The 26169-nt window shown below is 39.3% G+C and carries 22 protein-coding genes; 1 reads left to right on the top strand and 21 read right to left on the bottom strand.

The annotated features are described in order from the left end of the window. Positions 1–6 precede the first annotated feature (6 nt). The 12 genes from hisG to uvrB form a co-directional block, all read right to left on the bottom strand. On the bottom strand, positions 7–639 hold the full coding sequence (gene hisG, locus A2U94_RS09270) for an ATP phosphoribosyltransferase (RefSeq protein WP_025907426.1): 633 nt from the start codon (positions 637–639) through the stop codon (positions 7–9). After that, positions 639–1820 (bottom strand): ATP phosphoribosyltransferase regulatory subunit, encoded by a 1182-nt coding sequence (locus A2U94_RS09265; protein WP_025907424.1) that lies wholly within the window; start codon positions 1818–1820, stop codon positions 639–641. The genes hisG and A2U94_RS09265 overlap by 1 nt, the downstream gene beginning before the upstream one ends. Positions 1821–2015: 195 nt before the next feature. After that, positions 2016–2549, bottom strand: a complete 534-nt coding sequence (locus tag A2U94_RS09260; RefSeq protein ID WP_025907423.1) for an acyltransferase — start codon at positions 2547–2549, stop codon at positions 2016–2018. Beyond that, complete coding sequence (ppaX, locus tag A2U94_RS09255; RefSeq protein WP_025907421.1) at positions 2546–3193, bottom strand: pyrophosphatase PpaX; 648 nt, start codon at positions 3191–3193, stop codon at positions 2546–2548. Before ppaX ends, A2U94_RS09260 begins: the two co-directional genes overlap by 4 nt. Then, complete coding sequence (locus A2U94_RS09250) at positions 3183–4127, bottom strand: nucleoside recognition domain-containing protein (RefSeq protein WP_025907418.1); 945 nt, start codon at positions 4125–4127, stop codon at positions 3183–3185. The genes ppaX and A2U94_RS09250 overlap by 11 nt, the downstream gene beginning before the upstream one ends. A gap of 4 nt (positions 4128–4131) precedes the next feature. Beyond that, a complete protein-coding gene (gene lgt / locus A2U94_RS09245) occupies positions 4132–4956 on the bottom strand; it encodes a prolipoprotein diacylglyceryl transferase (protein ID WP_025907417.1) in 825 nt (274 codons plus the stop codon). A gap of 14 nt (positions 4957–4970) precedes the next feature. Continuing rightward, positions 4971–5906 carry an HPr(Ser) kinase/phosphatase gene (gene hprK / locus A2U94_RS09240; RefSeq protein ID WP_025907414.1) on the bottom strand — a complete coding sequence of 312 codons (936 nt, stop codon included), beginning with the start codon at positions 5904–5906 and terminating at the stop codon, positions 4971–4973. A 147-nt stretch (positions 5907–6053) separates the two neighbouring features. Further along, complete coding sequence (locus A2U94_RS09235; RefSeq protein ID WP_025907413.1) at positions 6054–6416, bottom strand: phage holin family protein; 363 nt, start codon at positions 6414–6416, stop codon at positions 6054–6056. A gap of 5 nt (positions 6417–6421) precedes the next feature. Continuing rightward, entirely contained in the window at positions 6422–6616 is a 195-nt protein-coding gene (locus A2U94_RS09230; protein ID WP_025907411.1) for a PspC domain-containing protein, read from the bottom strand. Positions 6617–6679: 63 nt separating this feature from the next. Next, on the bottom strand, positions 6680–7765 hold the full coding sequence (locus tag A2U94_RS09225) for a DUF4097 family beta strand repeat-containing protein (RefSeq protein WP_025907409.1): 1086 nt from the start codon (positions 7763–7765) through the stop codon (positions 6680–6682). Between the two features lie 174 nt (positions 7766–7939). Next, positions 7940–10819 carry an excinuclease ABC subunit UvrA gene (uvrA, locus tag A2U94_RS09220; RefSeq protein WP_025907407.1) on the bottom strand — a complete coding sequence of 960 codons (2880 nt, stop codon included), beginning with the start codon at positions 10817–10819 and terminating at the stop codon, positions 7940–7942. Positions 10820–10826: 7 nt separating this feature from the next. After that, positions 10827–12806, bottom strand: a complete 1980-nt coding sequence (gene uvrB / locus A2U94_RS09215; RefSeq protein WP_025907405.1) for an excinuclease ABC subunit UvrB — start codon at positions 12804–12806, stop codon at positions 10827–10829. A gap of 290 nt (positions 12807–13096) precedes the next feature. Between uvrB and A2U94_RS09210 the strand changes: the two genes are divergently transcribed. Beyond that, the gene (locus tag A2U94_RS09210; RefSeq protein ID WP_025907404.1) at positions 13097–14746 is read left to right on the top strand and encodes a sigma-54 interaction domain-containing protein; all 1650 of its coding nucleotides are present in this window, start codon (positions 13097–13099) and stop codon (positions 14744–14746) included. 329 nt (positions 14747–15075) lie between these two features. Here the strand turns inward: A2U94_RS09210 and putP are convergent, their stop codons facing one another. From putP to A2U94_RS09165, 9 genes are all read right to left on the bottom strand, one after another. Beyond that, the gene (putP, locus tag A2U94_RS09205) at positions 15076–16539 is read right to left on the bottom strand and encodes a sodium/proline symporter PutP (protein ID WP_025907008.1); all 1464 of its coding nucleotides are present in this window, start codon (positions 16537–16539) and stop codon (positions 15076–15078) included. Between the two features lie 121 nt (positions 16540–16660). Next, the gene (pruA, locus tag A2U94_RS09200; RefSeq protein WP_025907009.1) at positions 16661–18229 is read right to left on the bottom strand and encodes an L-glutamate gamma-semialdehyde dehydrogenase; all 1569 of its coding nucleotides are present in this window, start codon (positions 18227–18229) and stop codon (positions 16661–16663) included. A 24-nt stretch (positions 18230–18253) separates the two neighbouring features. Continuing rightward, complete coding sequence (locus A2U94_RS09195) at positions 18254–19168, bottom strand: proline dehydrogenase family protein (protein ID WP_025907011.1); 915 nt, start codon at positions 19166–19168, stop codon at positions 18254–18256. Between the two features lie 273 nt (positions 19169–19441). Then, entirely contained in the window at positions 19442–20632 is a 1191-nt protein-coding gene (locus tag A2U94_RS09190; RefSeq protein WP_025907012.1) for a PDZ domain-containing protein, read from the bottom strand. Positions 20633–21192: 560 nt separating this feature from the next. Then, positions 21193–21828, bottom strand: a complete 636-nt coding sequence (locus A2U94_RS09185; RefSeq protein WP_025907013.1) for an FMN-dependent NADH-azoreductase — start codon at positions 21826–21828, stop codon at positions 21193–21195. Between the two features lie 154 nt (positions 21829–21982). Further along, a complete protein-coding gene (locus A2U94_RS09180) occupies positions 21983–22618 on the bottom strand; it encodes an FMN-dependent NADH-azoreductase (protein ID WP_025907015.1) in 636 nt (211 codons plus the stop codon). 44 nt (positions 22619–22662) lie between these two features. Next, positions 22663–22980, bottom strand: coding sequence for a winged helix-turn-helix transcriptional regulator (locus A2U94_RS09175; RefSeq protein ID WP_025907017.1), 318 nt, complete (start codon positions 22978–22980; stop codon positions 22663–22665). Positions 22981–23125: 145 nt separating this feature from the next. Then, a complete protein-coding gene (locus tag A2U94_RS09170) occupies positions 23126–24568 on the bottom strand; it encodes a S41 family peptidase (RefSeq protein ID WP_025907018.1) in 1443 nt (480 codons plus the stop codon). Between the two features lie 173 nt (positions 24569–24741). Then, positions 24742–26067 carry a murein hydrolase activator EnvC family protein gene (locus tag A2U94_RS09165; RefSeq protein WP_025907020.1) on the bottom strand — a complete coding sequence of 442 codons (1326 nt, stop codon included), beginning with the start codon at positions 26065–26067 and terminating at the stop codon, positions 24742–24744. Between the last annotated feature and the right edge of the window lie 102 nt (positions 26068–26169).

Here is a 26169-nt window from a genome sequence, read left to right as displayed (position 1 = left end):
CCTCATTCATGATGCTTCGACAACTTTTGATAATCGGTTAACTAAATCATCAATGCGTTCATCTTTTAACCGGTAGCTAACTGGGTTTACAATTAATCGAGATGTAATATCACCGATATGCTCTAGTTCAACCAGACCATTTTCCTGTAACGTTCTGCCCGTCGAAACGATATCAACAATACGATCTGCTAAGCCGATAAGCGGCGCTAACTCAATCGATCCATTTAGTTTAATAATTTCCACCTGTTCTCCTTGTTCTCGAAAATAAGTGGACGCGACGTTCGGATATTTTGTCGCTACTTTTTGCGCAATCTCTGATTTTTTCGCATTGGGAAGGCCCGCCACTGCAAGATGACATTTGCTAATCTGCAAATCTAATAGTTCATAGACATCTCTTTCTTCTTCAAGCATCACATCTTTTCCTGCAATACCTAAATCAGCTACGCCATACTCTACGTAAGTCGTTACGTCCATTGGCTTTGCTAAAATAAAGCGCATGTTTTCTTCTGGAATATCAACAATTAATTTGCGTGAGTCATCAAACTCTGGAGGAAGCTGAAAGCCTGCTTGACGCAAAAGTTGAGCAGCTTCTTCAAATATTCTTCCTTTTGGCATCGCAATTGTTAGTAGTTCAGTCATTATTGTCCCCCCTTGCCACGTTTACCAATAAGAAACGATACTTCTTCAAGGCCAGCTGTAAATACGTCGACATCATCAACGCCTACAATATCTTGAACAACGACACGTTTACCTGCACGTCTTTGTTCAGCCGCAAGCGCTATTGCTTCTGATAACCGCTCCTGGCTATATAAAACGCCGTAAACAGGCACTTCTTCGTATGCTTCTTCATCTAGCGCTTCAATTAAACGGTCAAGCTGAATACCAAATCCAGTTGCCGGTGTTTTCGTTGAAAATTGTTCTAATAATTGATCGTAACGTCCACCGTTCCCAATATGAAAGCCTACGTGCTCAGCAAAGACTTCAAATAAAATGCCAGTGTAATAACTCATGTGACTTACAAGGTTGAAGTCAATTTTAATTTCTTCCGTTACGCCATAAGCGTCCAGCATGTTCCAAAGGCTTTGAAGATCCTCAGCAAGCTTTTTACCTTCTTTATTTTCAACAAGCTCAATAGCTTCTTGGATTTTTTCTTCTCCACCACGTAAGTTTAAAAGCTGTAAAAGACGCTGTTTATCAATGGAGGAAAGGTTTAAGCTCTTCACGTGATTACGATAACCAACATAATTTTTCTCATATAAAAAGCGGCGTAAAACATTGGCACGCTCTTCGTTTCCGACAATCTCTAAGAACAATGAGTTAACGAATCCAATGTGGCCAATGGCTACTTTAAATGATTTTAGCCCAGCACGCTTTAATGCACTAATCATCAACGCAATCACTTCTGCATCGCTGCTCATTGTTGCATCACCAATTAACTCAACACCAATTTGCTCAAACTCAGCCGGTCGACCACCTTCACGCTGCTGAGCTCGAAAGACATTCGCTTCATACGCAAGGCGAAGCGGTGAGTTATTTAAAAGTTTTGATGCTGCCACGCGCGCAAAAGGCGTCGTCATATCAGGTCGTAAAACAAGCGTATGACCTTCTTTATCTAATAATTTAAATAATTGTTGATCTAAAATGGCCGATGCGCTTCCAACCGTTTCAAAGTATTCAAGAGTAGGAGTAGCCATATATTGATAGCCCCAGCTACTAATTTCTTCTGCTAACTGATTTCGAACTTGCTTTTTCTTTTCAAAAAGAGATGGTAATGTATCCCGCATACCTAAAGGTTTTTCAAACATAAACAGCTTTGACATTATGACACTTCCTTTTCTCAACTTGGTTGCATCTATTTCTATATAAACAACTAATTTTCATCATAGAAGACCACTTTTCACTTTATCACACTAATGTATTAGCGAAATAACAAATTAAAGTTATTAGTAGTTTACACCCCTTATAGGTAATCGTCAACTCATATAGCGCTATTTTCTTACAAAAAAAGCCACTCCTTATTGATAAGTCGTGGCTGATTCGTTTTCTTCTGTGCGCTTTTGCATTTCTTCTTTTGTATAAATGACCCTCATTGGATTTCCTCCAACAAAAGAGCCAGGCTCTATGTTTCTATGTACGACTGTTCCCGCAGCAACAATTGCTCCGTTACCAATCACTACTCCAGGTAAGATTGTACTATTAGCTCCAATCATTACCTCATCACCAATGATTACATCTCCAAGTCGATATTCTTTAATTAAATATTCATGGGCGAGAATCGTTGTGTTATATCCAATTACCGAGTTTTTTCCAACCGTTATCTTCTCTGGAAACATAATATCAAGCATAACCATCAGTCCAAAAGAAGTTTGAGGCCCTACCTCCATCTGTAAGAACGTCCGGTAAAGCCAGTTTTTAAATGATAAAAAAGGAGAATAGCGAGCAAGCTGAATGACAATAAAGTTACGCATTACCTTCCAAAATGGAACGGTTTTATAGACGTGCCAGAGCGAGTTAGGTCCTTCGACAGGAAATCGCTTCGTCTTTCTCACTGCTCTTTTCCTCCAAGCCATGGAATCAAGTCTTTCATCTCTTCTAAGATAACATCTGGCTCATAAGAAGCAATGTGTTCTCTTCCTTTTGCACTCCAAGCCACACCAGCTGTTTTCGTACCTGCATTTTTACCAGATAGGATGTCATGATGGTTATCTCCTACCATAACAGCTTCTTCTGGCTGTGCATTTAAAAGTACTAATGCTTTTTCGACTGGCTCTGGGTGAGGCTTTGCATGCTGCACGTCGTCAATTGCAACAATTACATCAAAAAATTGATCCAACTTCGTAAGTTTTAGCCCCAGCATGACCGTATTAATCTGCTTTGTTGTAACGATAGCCAACTTATACTTCTGATCATGTAACCATTTCACCGTTTCAAATACGCCTGCAAACTCTGTTACAAGTTCATCATGATGACTTAAGTTATGAGTACGGTACGTGTCAATCATTTCGTGTACTCGCTCTTTATCCATCTGTACAAAAGTGTCATAAAGAGGTGGCCCCATAAATGCCAAGACATCTTCACGTTTATATTGCTCGGGATAATAATGATTTAATGTGTGCATAAAAGATGAAATAATTAATTCATTTGTATCAATTAGCGTTCCATCTAAATCAAATAGAACGGTGTTAATGCTCATATGAAACTTCCTTTCTATGCCTTACTTCATTTTCTTTCCACATCCGTGAAATCACAATGGTTAACACAAGTGCAACAACTACCCGAATAATGAGCAGCGGCAGTACAGGAATACCTAGCGGAATAAAAATTAACGTATCTTCTACTACAGCATGACAAGCGACTAAAAAGATGAACGCAAGCGTTGCATCACGCTTACTAACTCCCTCTTCTTGTACAGCTTGAATCATGACGCCAGCTCCATATGCCAACCCTAGTAAGAGACCTGTCACAAGCGTTGTAGACGTATTTTCTTTCATCCCTAATAAGCGTGTAAACGGACCAAGCATTGAGGAAAGCTTATCGAGCCACCCAATATCTTTCAGGATTTGAATTCCCACCATAACTGGAATAACAATAAGAGCCAGCTGTAGAATTCCAAAACCTGCTTTTTCAATCGATTGCCAGATGATTGCTCCCCATCCGCTTACTTCCTCGTGCTTCGTTGCTAAAAAACCGTACTGTGCCTGTTCGCCTCCGCCATTCCATACTAAGTTAATGATAATGGCTGAGATCACAGCGAGCCCGATACGAACCGATAAAATAACCCATAGCTTCACACCAACTTTTAAAGCTACGCTCGTTTCAATTAATAAATTATGAGAGAAAGACAGCATAACGGCTAGAATAAATACTTCTTTCACCGTTAAATCCAGTGATAAAATCCCTGCAATTCCCGCATACAAATTTAACAAGTTCCCCAGCACAAGTGGAATGGCTGCATCTCCCGATAGCCCAAATAACTTCATTAAAGGTGAAATTAACGTAGCAAACCAATCCAGCACCGGCGTGTATTGAAGGAGTGAAACAATTAGCGTTACTGGAAAAATGACTTTTCCTAGTGTCAGCGTTGTTTTGAGTCCTCCCATAATCCCCTTTTGTATCGACCTAAGCATTCCCTCACCCCTGTTTCTTTTTACTTGTTTCCAAATACGTTTCCTTATTTGTTTTTCGACGAATAGCAATAATAATGACTGCTACCGCAATTAAGACAAGCGAAATGACTTGTGCGATGCGCAGCGTATCCGTCAACATCAAGCTGTCTGTACGCATTCCTTCAATAAAGTATCGCCCAATTGAATACCAAATAACGTACGTTAAGAACAGTTCACCTCTACGCAAATTGACGCGTCTTAGCGCAATTAACAGAGCAAATCCGGCTAAATTCCAAAGCGATTCATATAAAAACGTAGGGTGGTAATATGTACCGTTAATATACATTTGATTAATAATAAATTCTGGCAGGTGCAAACCTTCTAGAAAAGCACGTGATACTTCTCCACCGTGCGCTTCTTGATTCATAAAATTCCCCCAGCGTCCGATTGCCTGACCAAGAATAATACTTGGTGCCGCAATGTCCGCTAGTTTCCAAAATGAAATCTTTTTCACACGTGAAAAAACAATCCCAGTTAAAATTGCTCCAATCAATCCACCATGAATAGCAATTCCACCGTTCCAGATTTGAGGTATCTCATTCAAATGCTGTGAGTAATAATCCCATTCAAACGCAACATAGTATATGCGCGCACAAATAATAGCAATTGGTACTGCAAATAGCACTAAATCGATAAACGTGTCTTTAGGCAACCCACGCTTCGTGCTTTCTTTTGTAGCAATATACAGAGCAAGCAGCACACCAGCTCCAATAATGACGCCATACCAATAGATTGTCAGTGGGCCTAGCTCTAAAAACACACGATCAAGCGGCTGAATATTTGCTTCCATCAAACCACCCTTTCTTAAATATCTTCTCTGTCACCGTCTTCAATTACATCCGTTAAGCGATTTGAGAACTGCTCAGCTGCATTAATTCCCATCCGTTTCAAGCGGAAGTTCATTGCGGCTACCTCAATAATAACAGCTAAGTTACGCCCTGGACGAACAGGTAACGTGATTTTTGTCACATCTGTGTCAATAATCTTCATTTTATCTTCTTCAAGGCCTAAACGATCATAATGTTTATTTTGGTCCCATGTCTCAAGCTGAATAACTAATGAAATACGCTTATAGCTACGTACTGAACCTGCACCAAATAGCGTCATCACGTTAATAATACCAAGGCCGCGAATTTCAAGTAAGTGTTCAATTAACCCCGGAGCATTACCGACCAGCGTATCTTGATCTTCTTGACGAATTTCTACACAGTCATCCGCTACTAGACGATGTCCACGTTTCACAAGTTCAAGCGCGGTTTCACTTTTACCAACGCCACTTTTCCCCATGATTAAGACACCGATTCCATAAATATCTACAAGCACTCCGTGAAGAGCTGTAGACGGTGCTAAACGACTTTCTAAAAAGTTCGTTAAATGACTTGAAAGTCTTGTCGTTTTAGAAGGCGATCGTAGTACAGGAACTGCTTCGCGTTCAGAAGCTTCAATCAATTCTTTCGGCACAGACATATCACGAGAAATAATAATGGCTGGCGTAATATCTGTACACATTTTTTCCATTCGGACTTTCTTTTCTTCATCATCTAAACGCTCAAAAAATGATAATTCCGTTTTCCCTAATAGCTGTATGCGCTCTGCTGGATAATATGTAAAATAACCGGCCATTTCAATCCCTGGACGTGAAATATCACTTGTTGCAATCGGACGGTCAATTCCTTCTTCTCCACTGATTAACTCTAAATTAAACTTTTCAATTAAGTCTTTAGTACGAACTGTTACCACCTGAAATCCTCCTTTAGTTTAAAACCATGTACCCATTAGCTTTTTGTCTATGATAGTATTTACCATTAAAGGTTCACTCTATTTTATCATTAAAAGCAAGAGAAGAGAAAACAAAGTAGCGCTAGCTTCGTTGAAGCTAGCGCTACTTTATTTGGATCGCAACGGATCAATAATAACCTTTTGAATCAATAGGTTCAGAATGGACATAACAATAGCAGCTAAAATAGCTGTACCAAATCCATCAATAACAAACGAATCACCCATAATACCTTGCGTAATCATTAACGTCGCTGCGTTTATGACGAATAAAAACAGTCCAAGTGTTAGAAATGTCACTGGTAACGTCAAAAGAATTAAAATGGGTTTCACGATAATATTTAAAATGGATAAAATGATGCTGGCAATAATTGCAGCACCAATCGACGATAGTTGAAATGCATCGATATAACCTGCAATTACTACAAGTACAAGAGCATTAATTAAAATGCTAATAATCCCTCTCACAAGCATGCTTATTAGGCTCCTTCTTCATTTGGCAATACAAAGATTAAAATGAAGTAGATAACTACCAGTGGTGTTCCAATAACGAATAGAACGCTCAATGCAAAAATCAGTCGAAGAATCGTAGCACTAATCCCTGTATACTCGGAAATTCCGCCGATAATTCCAGCTAATTTTCTATTTCTGCGTGATCTATATAACTTTTTCATTTATCAATCTTCTCCTTTTCCTAATCATTCTGATTACAAAAGGCTTCTTTATATGCCAACGTTTTACTTAATTGTGATTGAACCAGCTTTAGACTCTGCTAATAATTTATACGATTTAGCTGTTTCAAGATATGCTCGGAAGCGCATCTGCTTCATGACCGTCTCTTTTTTCTCTTCAATTACCTCCATTTGAGGTAAGTTACAGACGAATTTACCTAGATTTGATTTCAAATCTCCTTCGATGCCAAGATGAGACGGCGTATAAAGCTCGATATGCCCCGTAGTCGTTTTTAAAAATGCTAACTCAACACGCTCTCCTTTCAGGTACCCTTCAATATCTCCATTAAAAGTTTGCGCATCGATTTTTTTATAATCCCCATCAAATTTTATAGAGCCGTTAATCGTCTCCATCTCACATTTTGATGAGAAAACGCGTGAGAGCTCAATGTGACCATTAGATGTTTCCGCTTCAAGCTGTCCACTATTCACTTCATAAAAGCGAATTAAACCGTTGGCTGTTTTGGCCTTTAATTCTCTTACATTTAATCTTTCCCCTTCAATAGGTCCATTAAACACACGTACATTCACTCTCTCATACTCGGTTTCAGGTATATAAACAGTCGCCTTCACCTTCATATGTTTTTTTTGCACATTAAATTTTAGCTTCCCGTTCTCAATTGAAAATAAGACATCTTTTAAAAACGCTTGTCGCGCTTGCTCTTGCCCCTCTACCTTATAAACATCTGATTCGCACTCGATTCGCACATCCGGACTTCCCCATGGTTTTACCTTCACACTTCCGTTTGCAATATCGATATCAATTGCCTGAATATAAGCTTCTGTTTGTTGGAAAATATGCTGAACTTTAACCGAGGGACCAAAGTTAAAGTCTAAATCAACGTCCTTTACTTTTTTGACTGTCTGATCGACAAAGCTAAATAGCTTTTCTTTAAAGGATGCAGACGAAGGTTTAAAAGTGGAAGAACTGCTGCTCGATTTACCAACATAAGGCGTCAACTCCGATGATGCATTCACTTTTACAGTTGGCTCAGGGTTTGCTTCAAGTGAATTTAAAAGCGTTAATGCTTCATCTACCGTCAACTTCCCCTCTTCTACCATCTGTAAAATCTGCTTGCGCTTTTCTAGCATGTGACTCTCTCCTTTTGGTTTATAATTTCATCTATCTTAGCTCGTTATTTCATACTTTCACTGCCTTTTTATTAAAGAAAAAGCAGACTATTATGTAATACGGTTTATGCTACAAAAAGTTTCAATATACATAAAATAGAAAAAAGCGCTACCTTTAGCGCCTTTTTTTCTATTTTATGCTTTGCCAACTGTTTGAACTTCCTTTATCTTCTCATCCATACGCTTTCGATCACGTTCTAAAATTGGCTTTAAATACTTACCTGTATAGGAACCTTTCACTTCAGCGACTTCTTCTGGTGTACCTGTACCAACAATTTGACCACCTTGATCTCCGCCTTCAGGTCCTAAATCAATTAAATAATCTGCTGCTTTAATAATATCAAGATTGTGTTCAATAACGAGAACCGTGTCACCATTTTCAACGAGTCGTTGCAATACTTTTAGAAGTCGTGCAATATCGTCAATATGCAGACCTGTTGTTGGCTCATCTAAAATGTAAAGCGTTCGGCCCGTTGATCGGCGATGCAGCTCAGAAGCTAGCTTTACACGCTGCGCTTCCCCTCCTGATAGGGTTGTAGCAGGCTGCCCAAGCGTAATATATCCAAGTCCTACGTCATAGATTGTTTGTAGCTTACGCTTGATTTTCGGTATGTTTTCAAAGAAATGCAGAGCATCCTCGACCGTCATATCCAGCACGTCTGAAATATTATGGTCTTTATATTTAACTTCTAACGTTTCGCGGTTGTAGCGCTTGCCATGACATACTTCACAAGGTACATATACGTCCGGCAAAAAGTGCATTTCAATTTTAATGATTCCGTCTCCACGACACGCTTCACAGCGACCTCCCTTTACGTTAAAGCTAAAACGACCTTTTTTATAACCACGTACTTTTGCTTCGTTCGTTTGGGCAAATACGTCACGAATATCATCAAAAACACCCGTATACGTAGCTGGATTAGAGCGTGGTGTACGTCCAATTGGAGATTGATCAATATCAATCACTTTATCTAAGTGCTCAATTCCTTTGATTTCTTTATGCTCTCCAGCCCTACTTTTGGCTTTATGAAGCTTTTGAGCAAGCGTTTTGTGTAAAATATCATTTACCAGCGTACTTTTCCCTGAACCTGATACGCCTGTTACTGCTGTAAACGTTCCAAGTGGAATACTTACCTTCACATTTTTTAAATTGTTTTCTTTTGCACCTACAATGTCAATCATTCGGCTCTTATCAATTGCGCGGCGCTCTGTTGGCAGCGGAATAAAACGCTCTCCCGATAGATACTGACCTGTTAATGAATTTGGATCTGCCATCACTTCTTTTGGTGTTCCCTGTGACACAACCGCTCCTCCATGCACACCGGCACCAGGACCAATATCAATTAAATAATCGGCAGCAAGCATCGTATCTTCATCGTGCTCAACAACAATTAATGTATTCCCAATGTCTCTCATATCTTGCATCGTTCGAATAAGGCGATCATTATCACGCTGATGGAGACCAATGGACGGTTCATCTAAAATGTAAAGAACCCCTGTTAAACGTGAGCCAATTTGCGTTGCTAGTCGAATACGCTGTGCTTCTCCACCAGATAACGTTCCAGCTGAACGATTAATTGTGAGGTAATCTAAGCCGACATTCACTAAGAAACTGAGGCGTTCTTTAATTTCTCTTAAAATCATGTCTGCAATTTTCATTTCTTTATCAGAAAGCTGCAGGCTGCTAAAGAAATTGTACGCTTCTTGTACAGAAAAACGCGTCACGTTACCGATATGCTTAGAATCAATTAAAACAGCAAGCGCTTCTTTCTTTAAGCGGTGGCCCTTACACATTGGACAAGGCTGTTCGGCCATATATTTTTCCATTTGCTCACGAATATAATCAGAGCTGGTTTCATGATAACGACGCTCTACGTTTGGAATTACACCTTCGAACAAGATTTCATTTTCACGCACTTGTCCAAAGTCATTTTCATAGCGGAAGTATATTTTTTCGCCATCGCTTCCATGCAAGATTTTATCTAATAAATGCTTAGGTAAGTCTTTTACCGGCACGTCCATATCGATGCTATAATGAGCGCAAACTGCTTCTAGCATTTGTGGATAGTACTGAGAACTTGTTGGAGCCCATGGAGCAATAGCATTTTCTCGTAATGTTAACGTATCATCCGGAATCACCAGTTCATGGTCAACTTTAAGCTTCATTCCTAGTCCATCACATGCTGTACAAGCACCATAAGGACTGTTGAATGAAAACATTCTCGGTTCAAGCTCTCCAATTGAAAAACCACATTTTGGACATGCATGATGCTCACTAAATAAAAGCTCTTCTTCACCAATGATGTCGATAATAACCTTTCCATCACCGAGTTTTAGAGCCGTTTCTAGGGAGTCAGATAAACGAGACTGTACGCCTTCTTTTACCACGATTCGATCGATAACCACTTCAATCGAATGTTTTTTATTTTTGTCTAGCTCAATTTCCTCTGTTACTTCGCGCATTTCTCCATCTACGCGCACACGCACGTATCCTTGCTTTTTAATATCTTCTAAGGCCTTTACATGCGCACCTTTTCGCCCAGACACAACGGGAGCCAGCACTTGTAATTTTGTACGCTCTTTGTACTCTAAAATACGGTCCACCATCTGCTCAATGGTCTGAGATGTAATTTCAATCCCGTGGTTTGGACAAGTCGGTCTCCCTACACGCGCAAACAGCAAGCGTAAATAATCATAAATTTCCGTAACGGTTCCTACAGTTGAACGAGGGTTGCGGCTCGTTGTTTTTTGATCGATTGAGATAGCCGGAGACAAACCTTCAATGGAATCCACGTCCGGCTTGTCCATCTGACCAAGGAACTGCCGAGCATACGCTGATAATGACTCCACGTAACGTCTCTGACCTTCTGCATAAATCGTATCAAAAGCAAGCGATGATTTACCAGAACCTGATAAGCCCGTTAGTACGACCAGCTTATCACGTGGAATTTCAATATCGATATTTTTTAAATTATGAGCGCGCGCGCCCTTTATTACGATTTTCTCCATGGCCATCTTGCCATCACCCTTCTGCTTTTAATTCTAAAAGAAGATCACGAAGCTCAGCTGCTCGTTCAAAGTTAAGAGCTTTTGCTGCTTCCTTCATTTCTTCTTCCATTTCTTGAATTACTTTTTGCTTTTCTTTTCCAGTCATTTTATCAAACGCAGGTGCTTGATCGTAGCTTTCAGTATCCTCAGCTACAATTGTTGCTCGAATTGCACCTCGAACTTCTTTTTGAATTGTCTGCGGCGTAATGCCGTGTTTTTCATTGTATGCTTCTTGAATGCTGCGACGACGATTCGTTTCACTAATCGCAATTTCCATCGAGTTAGTGATGCGATTTGCGTACATAATAACGTGACCATTAGCGTTACGAGCCGCTCGACCAATTGTTTGGATAAGTGAACGCTCTGATCGTAGAAATCCTTCTTTATCTGCATCTAATATCGTGACAAGTGACACTTCAGGAATGTCGAGTCCTTCCCTTAGAAGGTTAATTCCAACTAAAACGTCAAATTTACCAAGACGCAAATCACGAATAATTTCAATTCGCTCAAGCGTTTTAATTTCAGAATGCAAATACTGTACTTTAATGCCGATTTCTTTTAAATAATTCGTTAAGTCCTCTGACATTTTTTTCGTTAGCGTTGTAATGAGAACGCGCTCGTTTTTCGCAATTCGATCTTGAAGCTCTCCAATTAAATCATCAATCTGCCCTTCAATTGGTCTCACTTCAATATTTGGATCCAATAATCCCGTTGGTCGAATGATTTGTTCAATAACATCAGACGCTTTTTCAAGTTCATAAGGCCCTGGCGTTGCCGAAACGTGAACAATTTGATGGATATGATCTTCAAATTCATCGAATTTCAACGGACGATTATCAAGCGCTGAAGGAAGACGAAAACCATGGTCAACAAGCACTTGTTTTCGCGCTTGGTCCCCGTTATACATTCCGCGAATTTGTGGAATAGTCACATGTGATTCATCGACTACAAGAAGAAAGTCTTCTGGGAAGAAATCTAGCAGCGTGTATGGTGTCGATCCTGGTGGACGTAGCGTTAAATGACGAGAGTAGTTTTCAATTCCGGAACAGAACCCCATCTCTCTCATCATTTCTAAATCATAGTTTGTGCGCTGTTCAAGGCGCTGAGCTTCTAATAATTTGCCTGCTTCTCGCATCTTTTCAAGCTGTTCTTGAAGCTCTTTTTCAATATTTTTAATCGCTACTTTCATCTTTTCTTCTCGAGTGACGAAGTGAGACGCCGGGAAGATGGCCACGTGTTCTCTATCGCTAAGGACTTCTCCGGTTAAAGCATCAACTTCTCGAATACGATCAATTTCATCTCCGAAGAACTCAATGCGAATGCAGCGCTCATCTCTTGATGCTGGGAAAATCTCCACCACATCTCCACGCACGCGAAATGTTCCGCGTTTAAAGTCGATGTCATTGCGTTCATACTGCACGTCCACAAGATCTCGAAGTAGCTGATTTCGCTCCTTTTCCATGCCGACACGAAGCGAAACAACCATTTCTTTATATTCTTCCGGTGAACCTAATCCATAAATACAAGATACGCTGGCAATAATGATAACGTCGTTTCTTTCAAACAACGAAGACGTTGCAGAGTGACGTAGCTTATCGATTTCGTCATTAATGCTTGCATCTTTTTCAATAAACGTATCGGTTTGTGGAACATAAGCTTCAGGCTGATAGTAGTCGTAATAGCTCACAAAGTATTCCACTGCGTTATCTGGAAAGAACTCTTTAAACTCGCTATATAGCTGCCCAGCCAACGTTTTATTATGAGCAATAATTAAGGTAGGCTTATTAACCTCCTTAATTACATTAGAAATCGTAAATGTCTTACCTGTTCCTGTTGCACCTAATAACACCTGCTGCTGTTTTCCTTCATGAATACCTTTGACAATTTTTTCAATTGCCTTGGGCTGATCCCCTTTAGGTTCATATGAGGATACTAGCTTAAATTGATCTGCCACAGAGAGGCCTCCATTTCATTAGTGTTAAAATTATAGCACTGTAATCCTTAAAAACACGAACTTATATTCGTATTTTATCATTTCTTTTTATATAATGGAACTGAATAGTATTGGACTGTTCAAATTTTCCTTATTTCTTCATCTCTCCTTTGTATACCCAGTCTGAGCAAATATATAATCCCATTGCGAATTAGCTGGAAAATCGGACAAAAGAAGCGCTTTGCGACCTTATAAAAAGTGTGATACATTTAATTAAAAGTAAGAATATGAAAGGGGTTTAGTACAATCCAATGAGCTCAATTAAAATAAACGACTCCTTTATTTTAACCAGTCCATCTACATCCATATCCCAAATAAAATCGGAACTTTCTAACTTTGAATATGTCATCGTTTTTGATAAGCATTATTACATCTTTCATACAAAAGAACAGTTTGCCCTCCAGAGTGCTTCGATGAGCATGCCTATTATTGATTGGATTCACAAAACCAACTGGTCTCCTTCTACTATCTCTACTTGGCTTGACCTCAAAACATCAAAGGTTAACTGGGAGCGCCCAGTTCTTATTCAAGCATATGAAACTAATTCTATTCACGGTGTACTTCACCCTTCTGACTGGATTCACTATCTACAAGCTGAAAATGAAGATGTTTTCTCTTATTTTGAAACATTAGGAGAGACGATTAACGACGCCGTAACCGTTGTTGACGATAAAGGGAAAGTAGTGCTATGGAATACCGCCGCTGAAAACACTTACAAAATTGCAAAACAAGCAATTGTTGGCGAGTTCATCAATACGTATTTCGATGATGAGTCCATTGTGCTACATAAAATCTTAAACGAAGGTCGACCGATTCGGGGAGCTTACCATAAGCCAAATAAAGAAACGCACGTGTTAGTGAATGCTTCTCCTATTGTAAAAGGCCATAAAGTTATTGGTGCAGTGGCAACTGAGCATGATATTACCAATATTATTCGACTGCACGAAGAAGTGGAACAAGACCCACTGATAGGAGATAAGAGCTTATTTTCTTCTATTATTGGCGAGAACTCTACCCTTGAAGAAGAAATTGAAATGGCTAAAAAAGTTTCGTCTACAAATATTCCTATTTTATTAACGGGTGAAGTAGGATCTGGAAAAGAGCTTCTTGCTCAAGCTATTCATTATGATAGCACAAGGCGAAATGAACCCTTTATTACGCTAAACTGCGCAACCATTCCTCCCGGCCTCATTGATATGGAGTTATTTGGATATCAACAAGGCGTGTTTTCACAGCCTACAACCGATAAAAGGCCTGGGAAATTAGAGCAAGCAGCAAACGGCACCTTATTTATTCAAGACGTTCACAAGATGCCTTTAGACGTTCAAATTAAACTGTGTGACTATCTGGAAAACGCCGCTTATTACATGACGGGAAGTAATGAACAAGTTCAGGTTAATACAAGAATTATGGCTTCAACCTCTGTACTGTTAGAGAGCTTAATTGAACAAGGAGAGTTTTATGAAGGTCTCTATTATCAACTAACGGTCATTAATATTCATATTCCACCGTTAAAAGAGCGTCAGAATGAAATTCCAACGCTCATTACACAATTTATTGAAGAATTCAGCACAAAGCACGAAAAGGTAAAACCAACTCTTGATGAAGAAGTGGTTGAAACGCTTTGTCATCACGATTGGCCTGGTAATGTAAGAGAACTTCGAAATACCATTGAACGGTTAATTTTACTTAACGATTTGCCAACTATTACGGCACAGCACTTACCAGCTGAGTTAAAACGCCAAATCACTCTTCATGAACCCTTGAATGAAACCTCATCTGAAAAGCAGCTCATTCAAGATACGCTAAAAAGAACCTATGGTAATAAGAGCGCCGCAGCTGATTTATTAGGGATTTCAAGAGGAACATTGTATAACAAAATTAAAGAATATGGTTTGTAACGAAAAAGAGTTTGGGACATAACAAAATGATGGCTTCTAAAAGACGAACACTAGCTGTTCCCATCTCTTTGATTTGTCTCAACACGTTCGTTCCATTGCGCTACGGCCACTCGCTTTCCGCGGGGAGGAACCTGAGCTTCCTCGCTGCGCTGCGGGATCTCAGTTTTCCCTCTCTTTCCCGCAGGAGTCGAGTGTCCTACGCTCCATTCCACCCTGTTTCCAACATTGTTTTCACAATCAACAAAAAACCTGAACGATTAAAAGTTATGAACTCTCAGTCGTTCAGGTATAGTAAGGACTGAACTACTTATGTCTCAGTCTCTTTTTCGTTACGCTGATTGATTATATTCTTCAAACTCACTTTGCGTTTTCTCGTTCGGAGCAGGTGTTAATAAGCTTACTACTACAATTCCAACTAAGCTAATTAAGAAACCTGGAATCATTTCGTATAATAAATCCGATAATCCAGGGATTTTTGTCCATACAACAACCGTCACGGCACCAAGCACCATACCTGCTAGCGCTCCCCATTTGTTCATTCGCTTCCAATAAAGGCTCAATAAGATAACAGGGCCAAAAGCAGCTCCAAATCCAGCCCATGCATAGCCGACTAACGATAAGATTGTACCACTTTTATTAAATGCAATCATGACACCAATGATGGATACAAGAAGTACAAATCCACGTCCAATCAACATTAGTTCTTTATCACTTGCTGATCGGCGGAAAAATGTTTTGTACAAATCTTCTGTCAATGAGCTCGAAGTTACAAGAAGTTGTGATGAAATGGTACTCATTACGGCTGCTAATAATGCTGCTAATAAGAACCCTGTAATAATTGGGTGGAATAAAATTGTGCTTAACCCGATAAATACTGTTTCCGGGTCAGCAATTTCTAGACCTTGATTCGTGTAATAAGCTAAACCGACAAACCCTGTCAGCATGGCTCCAACGACTGAAACAAGCATCCAGCTCATTCCAATACGACGAGCAGGCTTGATTTCTCTTACAGATGAGATAGCCATAAATCGCACGATAATATGTGGTTGGCCAAAATAACCTAACCCCCAGGCAAACAGCGAGATGATACCTAAGAAGCTTGTGCCACTAAAAATATTGAATAAGTCCGTATCAATGTTTCGAACCTCACTCATTGCCGGACCAAATCCACCCATCTGTGTAAGAACTACAACTGGCACAAGGATTAAAGCAACAAACATTATAATTCCTTGAACGAAATCGGTCCAACTAACGGCTAAAAAGCCACCAAACAATGTATAAGCTACGACTACTCCAGCTACAACCCATAAGCCTATCTCGTAGTCTAGATTCAGCGTTGTTTCAAAAAGAACGCCTCCTGATACGATTCCTGATGAAACGTAAAAAGTAAAAAATAGAATAATAACAATAGCCGAAATCATACGTAGCATTTTGGAATCATCGTTAAAGCGATTTTCTAAAAACGCTGGAATGGTCATTGAATTATTAGCCACTTCTGTATACTTACGAAGACGAGGTGCAACAAACAGCCAGTTAGCATATGCACCTAACGTAAGCCCAATTACAATCCACGAAGCGCTTACCCCCTGAACAAACATAGCACCAGGCAACCCCATCATCAACCATCCACTCATATCTGAAGCTCCTGCACTTAAAGCCGTTACGCCTGGGCCTAGCGAGCGTCCTCCCAATACATAGTCTGATAGATTAGAAGTCCTTCGGTACGCATAATAACCAATTAACAACATACCGATCATGTATACCACAATGGAACTTAACAGCTGAATCTCCATCAAATCTCTCCTCTCAAATTTGCATAGAAATAATATACTAGATTTTAATTCAGAAGTAACCAAAAATTTTATGATAAAAAAATAATCAGAAAGGGCACAGTGCCCCTCTGATTAAATCCATTTAAATCTTTCTAGCTGTCATTTTCCCTTGTGTAAATAGAAGTAGATAGTCATAGCCACCCGCTTTAGAGTCCGTTCCTGACATATTGAAACCACCAAAAGGATGTACTCCTACCAACGCACCCGTACATTTTTTGTTAATGTACAAGTTTCCGCAGTGCATTTCATTTAGAGCAGTCGAAATACGATTCTCATCGCGAGAGAAGAATCCGCCCGTTAACCCGTAATCTGTATCGTTATAAATCTCAATTGCTTCTTTCCAGTCAGATGCTTTTGCCATCGCAAGAACAGGCCCAAAGATTTCTTCTTTCATGATGCGTGCCTGCGGACTCACATCTCCAAATACAGTTGGTTCGATATAGAAGCCATTCCCTTCAGCCGGACCACCGCCTGTTAGAAGCGTTCCTTCACCTTTTCCAGTCTCAATATACGACAAGATTTTATTGTATGCTTTTTGATCAATTACTGGACCCACTGCATGATTTTCTTCCGGCAGTCCAATGCTAAGCTTTTTCGTACGTTCTACGACCTTTTCTACCACTTCATCATAAACAGATTCCACGATAATTGCACGAGAACCTGCTGAACACTTTTGTCCTTGGAAGCCGAATGCCGCTGCCACAATTCCATCAGCAGCTGCATCTAAATCAGCTGTTTCATCTACTACAATTCCATCTTTACCGCCCATTTCAGCAATAACACGCTTTAACCAAATCTGTCCAGACTGTACTTTAGACGCCCTTTCGTAAATACGACAACCAACTTCACGTGAACCCGTGAAGGAAACAAAGCGTGTTTTTGGGTGCTCAACCAAGTATTCGCCTACTTCAATACCGTCTCCTGGCACAAAGTTTAAGACTCCTTCCGGTAATCCTACTTCTTTCATGAGCTCCACAAATTTAGCCGCAATAACCGGAGCTGAATCAGCTGGTTTTAAGATAACTGTGTTCCCCGATACAATTGCCGCTACGGTCGTTCCTGCCATAATTGCGAGTGGGAAATTAAATGGTGAGATGATCACCCCTACTCCAAGTGGAATATACGCCATTCGCGTCTTTTCACCATCTACAGGCGTTAATGGCTGATTAATGTGTGTCTCGCTAAGGCGAAGCATTTCTCTTGCATAAAACTCCATAAAATCAATTGCTTCTGCTGTATCTGCATCTGCCTCAGCCCAATTTTTCCCTACTTCATAAACGAGCATCGCAGAGAATTCATGCTTACGTTGACGCATCAAATCCGCTGCTTTAAATAAATAGTCCGCACGCTCAGCCGGTGAAACGTTCTTCCACATTTCAAACGTTGTTAACGCTTGTTGCATTGCTTGCTCCGCTAAAGCCGTTGTTCCTTTGCTCACGCGCCCAATGACGTCATCTTTACTTCCAGGATTGATTGACACAATATAATCTCCTGTATCAATTGTTTCGCTACCAATTGAAATTGGGTAGGTTCCCCCTAGCTTACCCTTTACTTTTTCTAACGCTTTTTCCATCGCTACTTTATTTGCTTCAACTGTAAAATCAGTGAAAGGTTCATTTTTAAATACAGATGGTTTTGTTGTAATTGTCATATTCATCTACCCCTTTATGTGAAATTATTTTACAAAATTCTTTAATACAAACCATACATTCGCCGGGCGCTCAGCTAAACGGCGCATAAAGTACCCAAACCAATCTACACCGTACGGTACGTATACGCGCACCTTGTAACCTTCTTTAATAAGCTTATCTTGTAAATCAACACAAATACCGTACAGCATCTGAAATTCAAATTGATCCTTTGGAATATTCAGTTTTTTAACCAACTCTTTCGTATAGTCAATCATTGCTTCATCATGGCTTGCCACGGCTGTGTAGTTGCCGTTTTCTAAATGCATTTTAATAATTTCTTTAAGGTTTTCATCCACATCTTTTTTTGCTGGAAATGCTACTTCAGGTGACTCTTTATATGCCCCTTTTACTAAGCGTAAGTTTGCTTGATATTGATTTAGGTCTTTAATGTCTTGCTGCGTACGATATAGATATGCTTGAATCACAATTCCAACGTTATCATAGTCTTTTCGCAGCTCTTTATATATATCTAGTGACTGCTGACAATGAGCATAATCTTCCATATCAATTCGAACAAAAATCCCATGCATTTTGGCAACCTCAAGAATTTTGCGCATATTATCCATGCAGAGCTCTTTGCTAATATCTAAACCAAGAGATGTCATCTTCAATGATAAATTCGAATTAACATTTGAATGAGCAATCGCATGTAATGTTTGCACACACATATCGGTAGATTCAGCTGCTTCCTCTTTGGTATACACAAATTCTCCAAGGTGATCTAACGTTGCAACCTTACCTGCAGCGTTCAGCTCTCTACAAGTGTTAATAGCAGATTCAATTGAATCACCTGCCACAAATCTTGCCGCACCCATTCGTAGACCATACCTTTTTGCTAATTTATTCATTGAGTGATTTTTGCCTAACGATTGAAACATCGTTCTCATTAAAACCTCCATCAATACCAAGCCTCCTTCATTACATTAAGATTTAAAAAGATTCTTAACTTACTATATGTTCAGTATACTCTCCTTTCCACAATTTTGTAAACGCTTTCTATATATTTTTTGAACAAATTTGTTTATTTTTTATAAAATATACACTTTTGTTCAATTCGTAACTTGATTATATCTAACACAATAGGAATATACTAGAAAATTGTTAAGACATCTGCCATACTTTTTTTACAAAAAAAACCCTACTTCTTTTAATAAAGAAATAGGGTTTGTCACTTAAACAGCTTCCGATGTTAGCTGCTTGTAGTTATGAACGAATAAAATACCTAGCTCGTGATGTTCATTATCATACAAAGCGCGCTGAGCAAAGCGAACCTCGCCAGAATAATCAAGCACCTCTAATTTACAGAAAGCACGATTATTAACCTGAAGCGCTGCATAAAATTTAGCAACTTCTGATACAGGAACACCGTTTACTTTCGTAATTAACTCTCCAACTTGTAAGCCCATTTTTTCAGCGGGCGATCCTGGAATAATACCCAATATGATAACACCTTCTGATTTTTTTGTGAAAAATGGTGCAGCATTCTCATCTGCTAGACGTTGCTTCGTACTAATCCACTGTCTAACCACAATGGCGAGAGCCGCCACAACAAATGAAAATAGCGGAACAACTAATGTCACAAGCGCCACTAAGACCAAACCAACGCCTAAAAACAACACTCTTTTTCCAGTAAATGAAATCGATGCGCTTGGCAACATACTTTGAATGCGCTGGCTAAAACCTATAGCAAATGGAACAAAAAATAAGCTAAATGACGTTTGACCTACTGTAAGCACTGGCCACCAGCTGAAGGTAGATGTAATTGCATCACCAGGAACTAATAAAAACACAGGAACAACCCAAAGCTTTTGAGAAAAGTGAGCACCAATCTCTTGGCCTCTTTTGCTCTTAATGATAGCAGGAGAGGTTCCTTTTACGCCAAACTTCCAAATCAAATATCCTTCTGCTACTACTAGTAGCGCTAACAAAAACGTTAACGATGGTAAATTTGCATCCTTTAATTCAAGTGACCATGTATGAACAATCCCATCTCCAATTCCCACATTTGGAATAACTAGCGTAGCAAAAATGGTTACGCCCAATACATAAGCGGGCGATAACCACCGAAATGTCCACGGCCCACTCAAAAGAAAAGTAATCAAAGCAACAAACACAAGTGTTCCAATCGTTACGTATGTCCCTACTAAAACAGTGCAAATTGAAAGGATCACGCCAATAATAATGCCTGGAAAAAATAAATACTTCGCTTCTAAGATAAAATCAAATACCCGAACATGAAAGTTTTTTCGTTCACGCTTAACGCGTGCCAGACCAACAAAGAATGAAACCAGTAAAAATAAATAGGTGAGCGGATGTATAAAAAGCTTTCCCGCTCCTTTTAGGATTTCTATTACAACTTCCATCTTTCCACCGCCTACTACTCCCTCAACTTCTTATTTTTTATTTATCACCGCAGATTTGTATGTATAACCAGTAATTTCATTTTAACAAAGTATGATAACAACCGCCAATGTTGTTTTTTTCTAAAAAACAGTCCTCCAAGTACTATAAGAAAAGGAACAAATCATTCATATTTGTATGTTAACTGTCCGTTATACACATATGTGTTCAATTCTATTTACCAAAAAAAAGAGTTTGGGACATAACAAAATGATTGCTTCTAAAAGACGAACACTAGCTGTTTCCATCTCTTTAGTTTGTCTCAACACGTTCGTTCCATTGCGCTACGGCCACTCGCTTTCCGCGGGGAGGAACCTGAGCTTCCTCGCTGCGCTGCGGGATCTCCGTTTTCCCTCTCTTTCCCGCAGGAGTCGAGTGTCCTACGCTCCATTCCACCCTGTTTCCAACATTGTTTTCACAATCAACAAAAAACCTGAACGATTAAAAGTGATAAACTCTTAATCGTTCAGGTATAGTAAGGACTGAACTACTTATGTCTCAGTCTCTTTTTCTTACTTCTTTATTAAAATTTACGCGCTGCTTCTTTCGCTTTTTCAATGCCGCTTGCTTTAATCTCTTCTGCTTTTGCAGGCATTGCATTATGACCTTCTACAAATAATCCTTCAAATGATGGAACTCCAAAGAAGTTCATCATAATACCAATGTAGCGATGTCCCATCTCCACATCTGCTGCTGGACCTTCTGAATAAATACCGCCGTTTGCTTGGATATGAAATGCTTTTTTATCTGTTAATAACCCAACTGCTCCTTGCTCTGTATAGCGGAATGCTTTTCCTGCTACAGCAACAGAATCTAAGTATGCTTTCATAACAGGTGGGAATGAGAAGTTCCACATTGGATTTACAAATACATATTTATCAGCATTTGCAAATTGATCGCTCAGTTCATTTAAACGAGCAATTTTACGCTGCTGGTCAGCTGATAGCTTATCAAATGCTTCACCTGCTCCTAATTTACCCCATCCACCAAAGATATCTGCATCTAATTGTGGGATATCCTCTTTATAAAGGTCAATGTGTACAACCTCATCGTTTAGATTTTCTTCTTTATATGTGTCAATAAATGCTTTTCCTGCAGCCATACTAAATGAAGTTTGATGGTCATGCGGATGTGCTGTAATATACAATACTTTTGCCATGTTGAATTCGCACCTTTCTTTCACTTTTTAATAACTATGTTACTAATAGTAACTTAGGTAATCTTTTTAGTCAACTATTTTATTCTCATTTAAATGATTACCCTGTTTGTTAGTATGCCTTTTAAACATAAAAAAAAGACTGGTAAAAGTCTTTTTAAAAAGTTGTAGCAATAGTCAACGCTTGATTCATTGCTTTTTCTTTAATTTCTTGTGCTTTAGTTGGAAATTTCACCTGACCTTCAATAATAATGCTTTCAAAGGATTCAATCCCAAAAAAGTCCATCATTACTTCCAAATAGCGATGTCCCATTTCACGGTTCACTTCTGGTCCTTCTGAATAAACATCACCTCGCGCTTGAATATGAAGTGCTTTCTTTCCTTTTAACAAACCTTCAGCGCCTTCTTTTGTATATGTAAACGTCTTGCCTGATACAGCAATTGCGTCAATATAAGCCTTCATAATGGCAGGTACCGAAAAATTCCACATCGGTGTAACAAACACGTATTTATCTGCTAGTAAAAATTGTGCACCTAGTTCTGCTAGGCGTCCTACTTTCATTCGTTCATCTGATGATAACTCTTCTAAAGAACCTGTTTCACGCAGCTTCTTCCAACCGTTAAACACATCTTTATCTAGAAATGGTATGTCAGCCGTATATAAGTCTAAATGAACGACTTCATCATTTCGATTTGTTTCTTGATAGGTTTCAATAAATTGCTTACCTACCGCCATGCTTAATGATTCATCTTCACTTAGTGGATGTGCAGTAACATAAAGAACGTTTGCCATCTTTGACATTCCTTTCTGTAGCTAGTCTTCTGCTTCTGTGCTTGTTAGTCTTTGATCCAACTTTCTGCCCATTGCGTAATCGGACCTAAAATTTGCCCTAATTCTTTTCCTTTTTGAGTCAGCGTATATTCTGTGCGAATCGGACGCTCCGGTATAACAGTGCGTAGCACAATACCATGCTCTTCTAACTCTTTAACTCGCTCAGTTAGTAACCTTCTGCTTAAAGCCGGAATCGCCTCATTGAGCTCGCTAAAGCGCTTTGGACCACTCATCAGTACATAAATGATTAATCCTGTCCATTTTTTACCGATTAGTTCAAAGCTCTTCTCTACCTTTGGCTGTAATTCTTTTTGTTCTTCCATATTAGTGAGCTCCTCCTTTATTAATATGGATGAAAAACCAACTTGTTCACTTATTGTAACAGAAAAAGAGAATAAACATGCTCACTATTTCTACAAAAACCCCCTCTCTGCAAGCCTACAGAGAGGGGGTTTTTCTGTTCATTCATTATTCGCTCGCAAGCTTTAGAGCTGTTTCTAATTGACGGTCATCTTCTTTTGACTTGATTTTTTCGAGCAGCTTTGTCTGAAGTAATGCCGCTGTATCTTCGTCAATTTCTCCCGTCACTTTTTGATCATTTGTTTTTTGAAACGCTTTTACAGCCGTTTCTGTTTCTTTACCGAAATATCCATCGGTACGGCCAGGTTCAAACCCTAATCCCTTTAACATTTGCTGTGCATTTTTGATTTGATCATCTGTCATATCAAATTTTAATGTTTTAGTAACTTGAATTGGATTTGTGTAGTAATAGTCAGGCTGTTTTACTTCAACAGTTGGCTTAACTCCTTTTTCATTAATCCAATTGCCATCTGGCGTTAACCATTTGTAGAACGTCAGCTTTAAGTTACTGCCGTCTTCCATTGGCACTGCTTGCTGAACTGTTCCTTTACCATATGATTTTTCACCAACAATGTCATATCCGCCAGCTTCTTTTAATGCACCAGCTAAGATTTCTGAAGCAGATGCACTACCACCATCGATCAGTCCTACAATTGGATAATCTTTTGGTTCTTTTAAAGAAGACTTAACCGTTTGACGATCACCGTCACGCTCTTCAATTTGTACATACGGCTTGTCACCTGTTACAAGTTCTTCTAACATTTTCTCCACGCTTTGGAGATAACCACCTGGATTTCCACGCACATCAAGGACAAGTCCTTCAATATTTTTCTTTTCAAGTTCCTTTAGCTGCTTTTTAAATTCATCTTGGGTAGATTCAGAAAATGACGTAATCTCCATGTAGCCAATTGATTTGTCATTTACTTTCTTCACAGATGAATAAACAGTTTCAATTGGAATTTCATCACGTACCACATCAACTTTCATCATGTCTTTTACACCGGGACGCTGAATATCTAATTTAACTGTTGATCCTTTTTCACCACGAATTTTTAACACAGCATCATAAAGCTCTAATCCTTCAATGCTTTTACCATCAATTTTTAAAATTTGATCGTTGGGCTTTAAACCAGCTTTCTCAGCTGGTGATTCTTTAAATGGTGCTACGATTGTGACTTTACCATCTACCATGCTAACTTCTGCACCAATTCCTTCAAAGGATGAGTCAAGTGATTGTTCAAATTGCTTTGCTGTTTCCTTATTCATATAGGACGAATGGGGATCATCAAGCGTCTGTACCATTCCTTGAATAGCACCTTCTAGTAATTTTTTTTCGTCTACATCCTTATAATATTGGGATGATATAAGGTCATAGGCTTGCTTAATCTTGTCAAATTCACCATTTACATCTACATTATTTGTCCCTGTAGCTGACGAGAGACTTGATAAACCAACGCTTCCAGCGCTTGCATATTGTAATCCAAAATAAGTACCTACTGCTCCAACTACAAGAGAGAGCACCATCAATAATGCCACTATTTTCCGATTCAAGCTCTTTCATCCTCCTCAACCCTGACCCATCTCTTTTTATTATAATAGATAGCCTTGAAACTATGTAATAAAAAGGATGCATGTGTTATTTGTAGCAAAAGGCACCACACAAATCAAGTGTGATGCCTTTTTGTTAAGATTTTATGATAGGCTTGTACAACATATGCACAAAATTAGAAGTTAATATAATTTTCAGGGTTTACAGCAGAGCTGCTTCCTTGCCAGTCTCCTTTGTGAAGTTCAAAGTGCAAGTGTGCACCGAATGAACGACCAGTATTACCCATGTAGCCTAGCTGTTGACCTTTTCCGATTGACTGACCACTAGACACATTATAACTTTCTAAGTGAGCATAAACAGATACCCAAGTTTGGCCATTGACGTTATGGCGTACAAATACAACATTCCCGAATGATGATGAGTAATACGCTCGAATAACTGTGCCATCCGCTACGGATACAATTGGTACACTACTACCACGTTTTCCAATATCAATTCCGTAATGCATGCGACCAAATTTTTCACGGTAACCATATCGAGATGTGACTGGTCCGTTAGCTGGACGCATGAATGAACCGCTTGTTACAGCTGGTGCTGGTGCAGCTTCTGCTTTTTGAGCTGGCGCTGCGCTTGGTGCCGATTTTGCTGCTGGCTGTGACTGGCTTGCCTTCGCTTCTGCTTCAGCTCTTGCCTTTGCCTCCGCTGCAGCTTTCGCTTTTTCACGCTGCTCTTGTTCCCAAGCTGCCTTTTCACCTTCTGCTGCTTTCTTTTGATCTGCTAGTAGAGCCGCTTCTTCTTCTAAGCCAACAATTTCATCGTTTACTGATTGCTCTTGCGATTGTAACGTAGCAATTAATTTATCTTTTTCATCGACTTGCTTCTCAAGATCTGCTGACAATGTTTCAAGGTCTTTTAGCGCTTTTTCAAGTGATTCTAATTTTGTTTGAACAGCTGTTTCTTTTGTTTGAAGTTCTTTTTTGTCTTGCTCATGTTGAATTAATAACTCACGGTCTGCTTCTACAATTGTAGATACTGCACTAACACGGCTGATAAAGTCACCAAAGCTTTGTGAGCCTAGTAGAACTTGCATGTAATCCACTGAGCCACCGCTTTCCTGTAACGCTACAGCTCGATCTTTTAACAATTCATTTCGCTTTTCAATACGTTCTTTTACTTCTTCAATATCTTTTTTTAATTTTTCAATTTCTTTCTTTGTTTCTGATATTTCAGACTCGCGATTTCGAATTTTCTCGTTTGTCTCACCGATCTTCTCATCTAAACGCTTCATTTCGGCTTCTGTTTTTTTCTGTTGCTCTTGTAAAGATTTAATTTCTTCTTTACCTTCATTAATGTTTTTGTTTACATTTGAACTTTTTTCATTTAAATCGCTAATCTTTTTATCAATGTCTCCGTTTGCATAAGCGATATTCCCCGAACTTAACCATACACCGCTTAGCCCGACAAAAGCCGCTGCTGTAACCGTTAATACTTTGCGTTTCATTTGTCTGTTCTCCTCATTTGTACGTGTTTTTTTATGTGCTTATCATCTTTATATGTAAGAAGACAAATCTAACGTTTAGGCTAGATTTGTCGTGGTACTGAA

This window comes from Bacillus sp. VT 712 (assembly GCF_001614195.1).
In the GTDB taxonomy this organism is placed as follows: Bacteria; Bacillota; Bacilli; order Bacillales; family Bacillaceae_H; genus Priestia; species Priestia flexa.
This window is presented reverse-complemented; position numbering and strand designations above follow the sequence as displayed.

Coding starts and splice junctions, on each gene's coding strand:
- hisG (WP_025907426.1), bottom strand. CDS start 639: ATGACTGAACTACTAACAATTGCGATGCCAAAAGGAAGAATATTTGAA.
- A2U94_RS09265 (WP_025907424.1), bottom strand. CDS start 1,820: ATGTCAAAGCTGTTTATGTTTGAAAAACCTTTAGGTATGCGGGATACA.
- ppaX (WP_025907421.1), bottom strand. CDS start 3,193: ATGAGCATTAACACCGTTCTATTTGATTTAGATGGAACGCTAATTGAT.
- A2U94_RS09250 (WP_025907418.1), bottom strand. CDS start 4,127: ATGCTTAGGTCGATACAAAAGGGGATTATGGGAGGACTCAAAACAACG.
- lgt (WP_025907417.1), bottom strand. CDS start 4,956: ATGGAAGCAAATATTCAGCCGCTTGATCGTGTGTTTTTAGAGCTAGGC.
- A2U94_RS09235 (WP_025907413.1), bottom strand. CDS start 6,416: ATGCTTGTGAGAGGGATTATTAGCATTTTAATTAATGCTCTTGTACTT.
- A2U94_RS09230 (WP_025907411.1), bottom strand. CDS start 6,616: ATGAAAAAGTTATATAGATCACGCAGAAATAGAAAATTAGCTGGAATT.
- A2U94_RS09225 (WP_025907409.1), bottom strand. CDS start 7,765: ATGCTAGAAAAGCGCAAGCAGATTTTACAGATGGTAGAAGAGGGGAAG.
- uvrA (WP_025907407.1), bottom strand. CDS start 10,819: ATGGCCATGGAGAAAATCGTAATAAAGGGCGCGCGCGCTCATAATTTA.
- A2U94_RS09210 (WP_025907404.1), top strand. CDS start 13,097: ATGAGCTCAATTAAAATAAACGACTCCTTTATTTTAACCAGTCCATCT.
- putP (WP_025907008.1), bottom strand. CDS start 16,539: ATGGAGATTCAGCTGTTAAGTTCCATTGTGGTATACATGATCGGTATG.
- pruA (WP_025907009.1), bottom strand. CDS start 18,229: ATGACAATTACAACAAAACCATCTGTATTTAAAAATGAACCTTTCACT.
- A2U94_RS09195 (WP_025907011.1), bottom strand. CDS start 19,168: ATGGAGGTTTTAATGAGAACGATGTTTCAATCGTTAGGCAAAAATCAC.
- A2U94_RS09190 (WP_025907012.1), bottom strand. CDS start 20,632: ATGGAAGTTGTAATAGAAATCCTAAAAGGAGCGGGAAAGCTTTTTATA.
- A2U94_RS09185 (WP_025907013.1), bottom strand. CDS start 21,828: ATGGCAAAAGTATTGTATATTACAGCACATCCGCATGACCATCAAACT.
- A2U94_RS09180 (WP_025907015.1), bottom strand. CDS start 22,618: ATGGCAAACGTTCTTTATGTTACTGCACATCCACTAAGTGAAGATGAA.
- A2U94_RS09175 (WP_025907017.1), bottom strand. CDS start 22,980: ATGGAAGAACAAAAAGAATTACAGCCAAAGGTAGAGAAGAGCTTTGAA.
- A2U94_RS09165 (WP_025907020.1), bottom strand. CDS start 26,067: ATGAAACGCAAAGTATTAACGGTTACAGCAGCGGCTTTTGTCGGGCTA.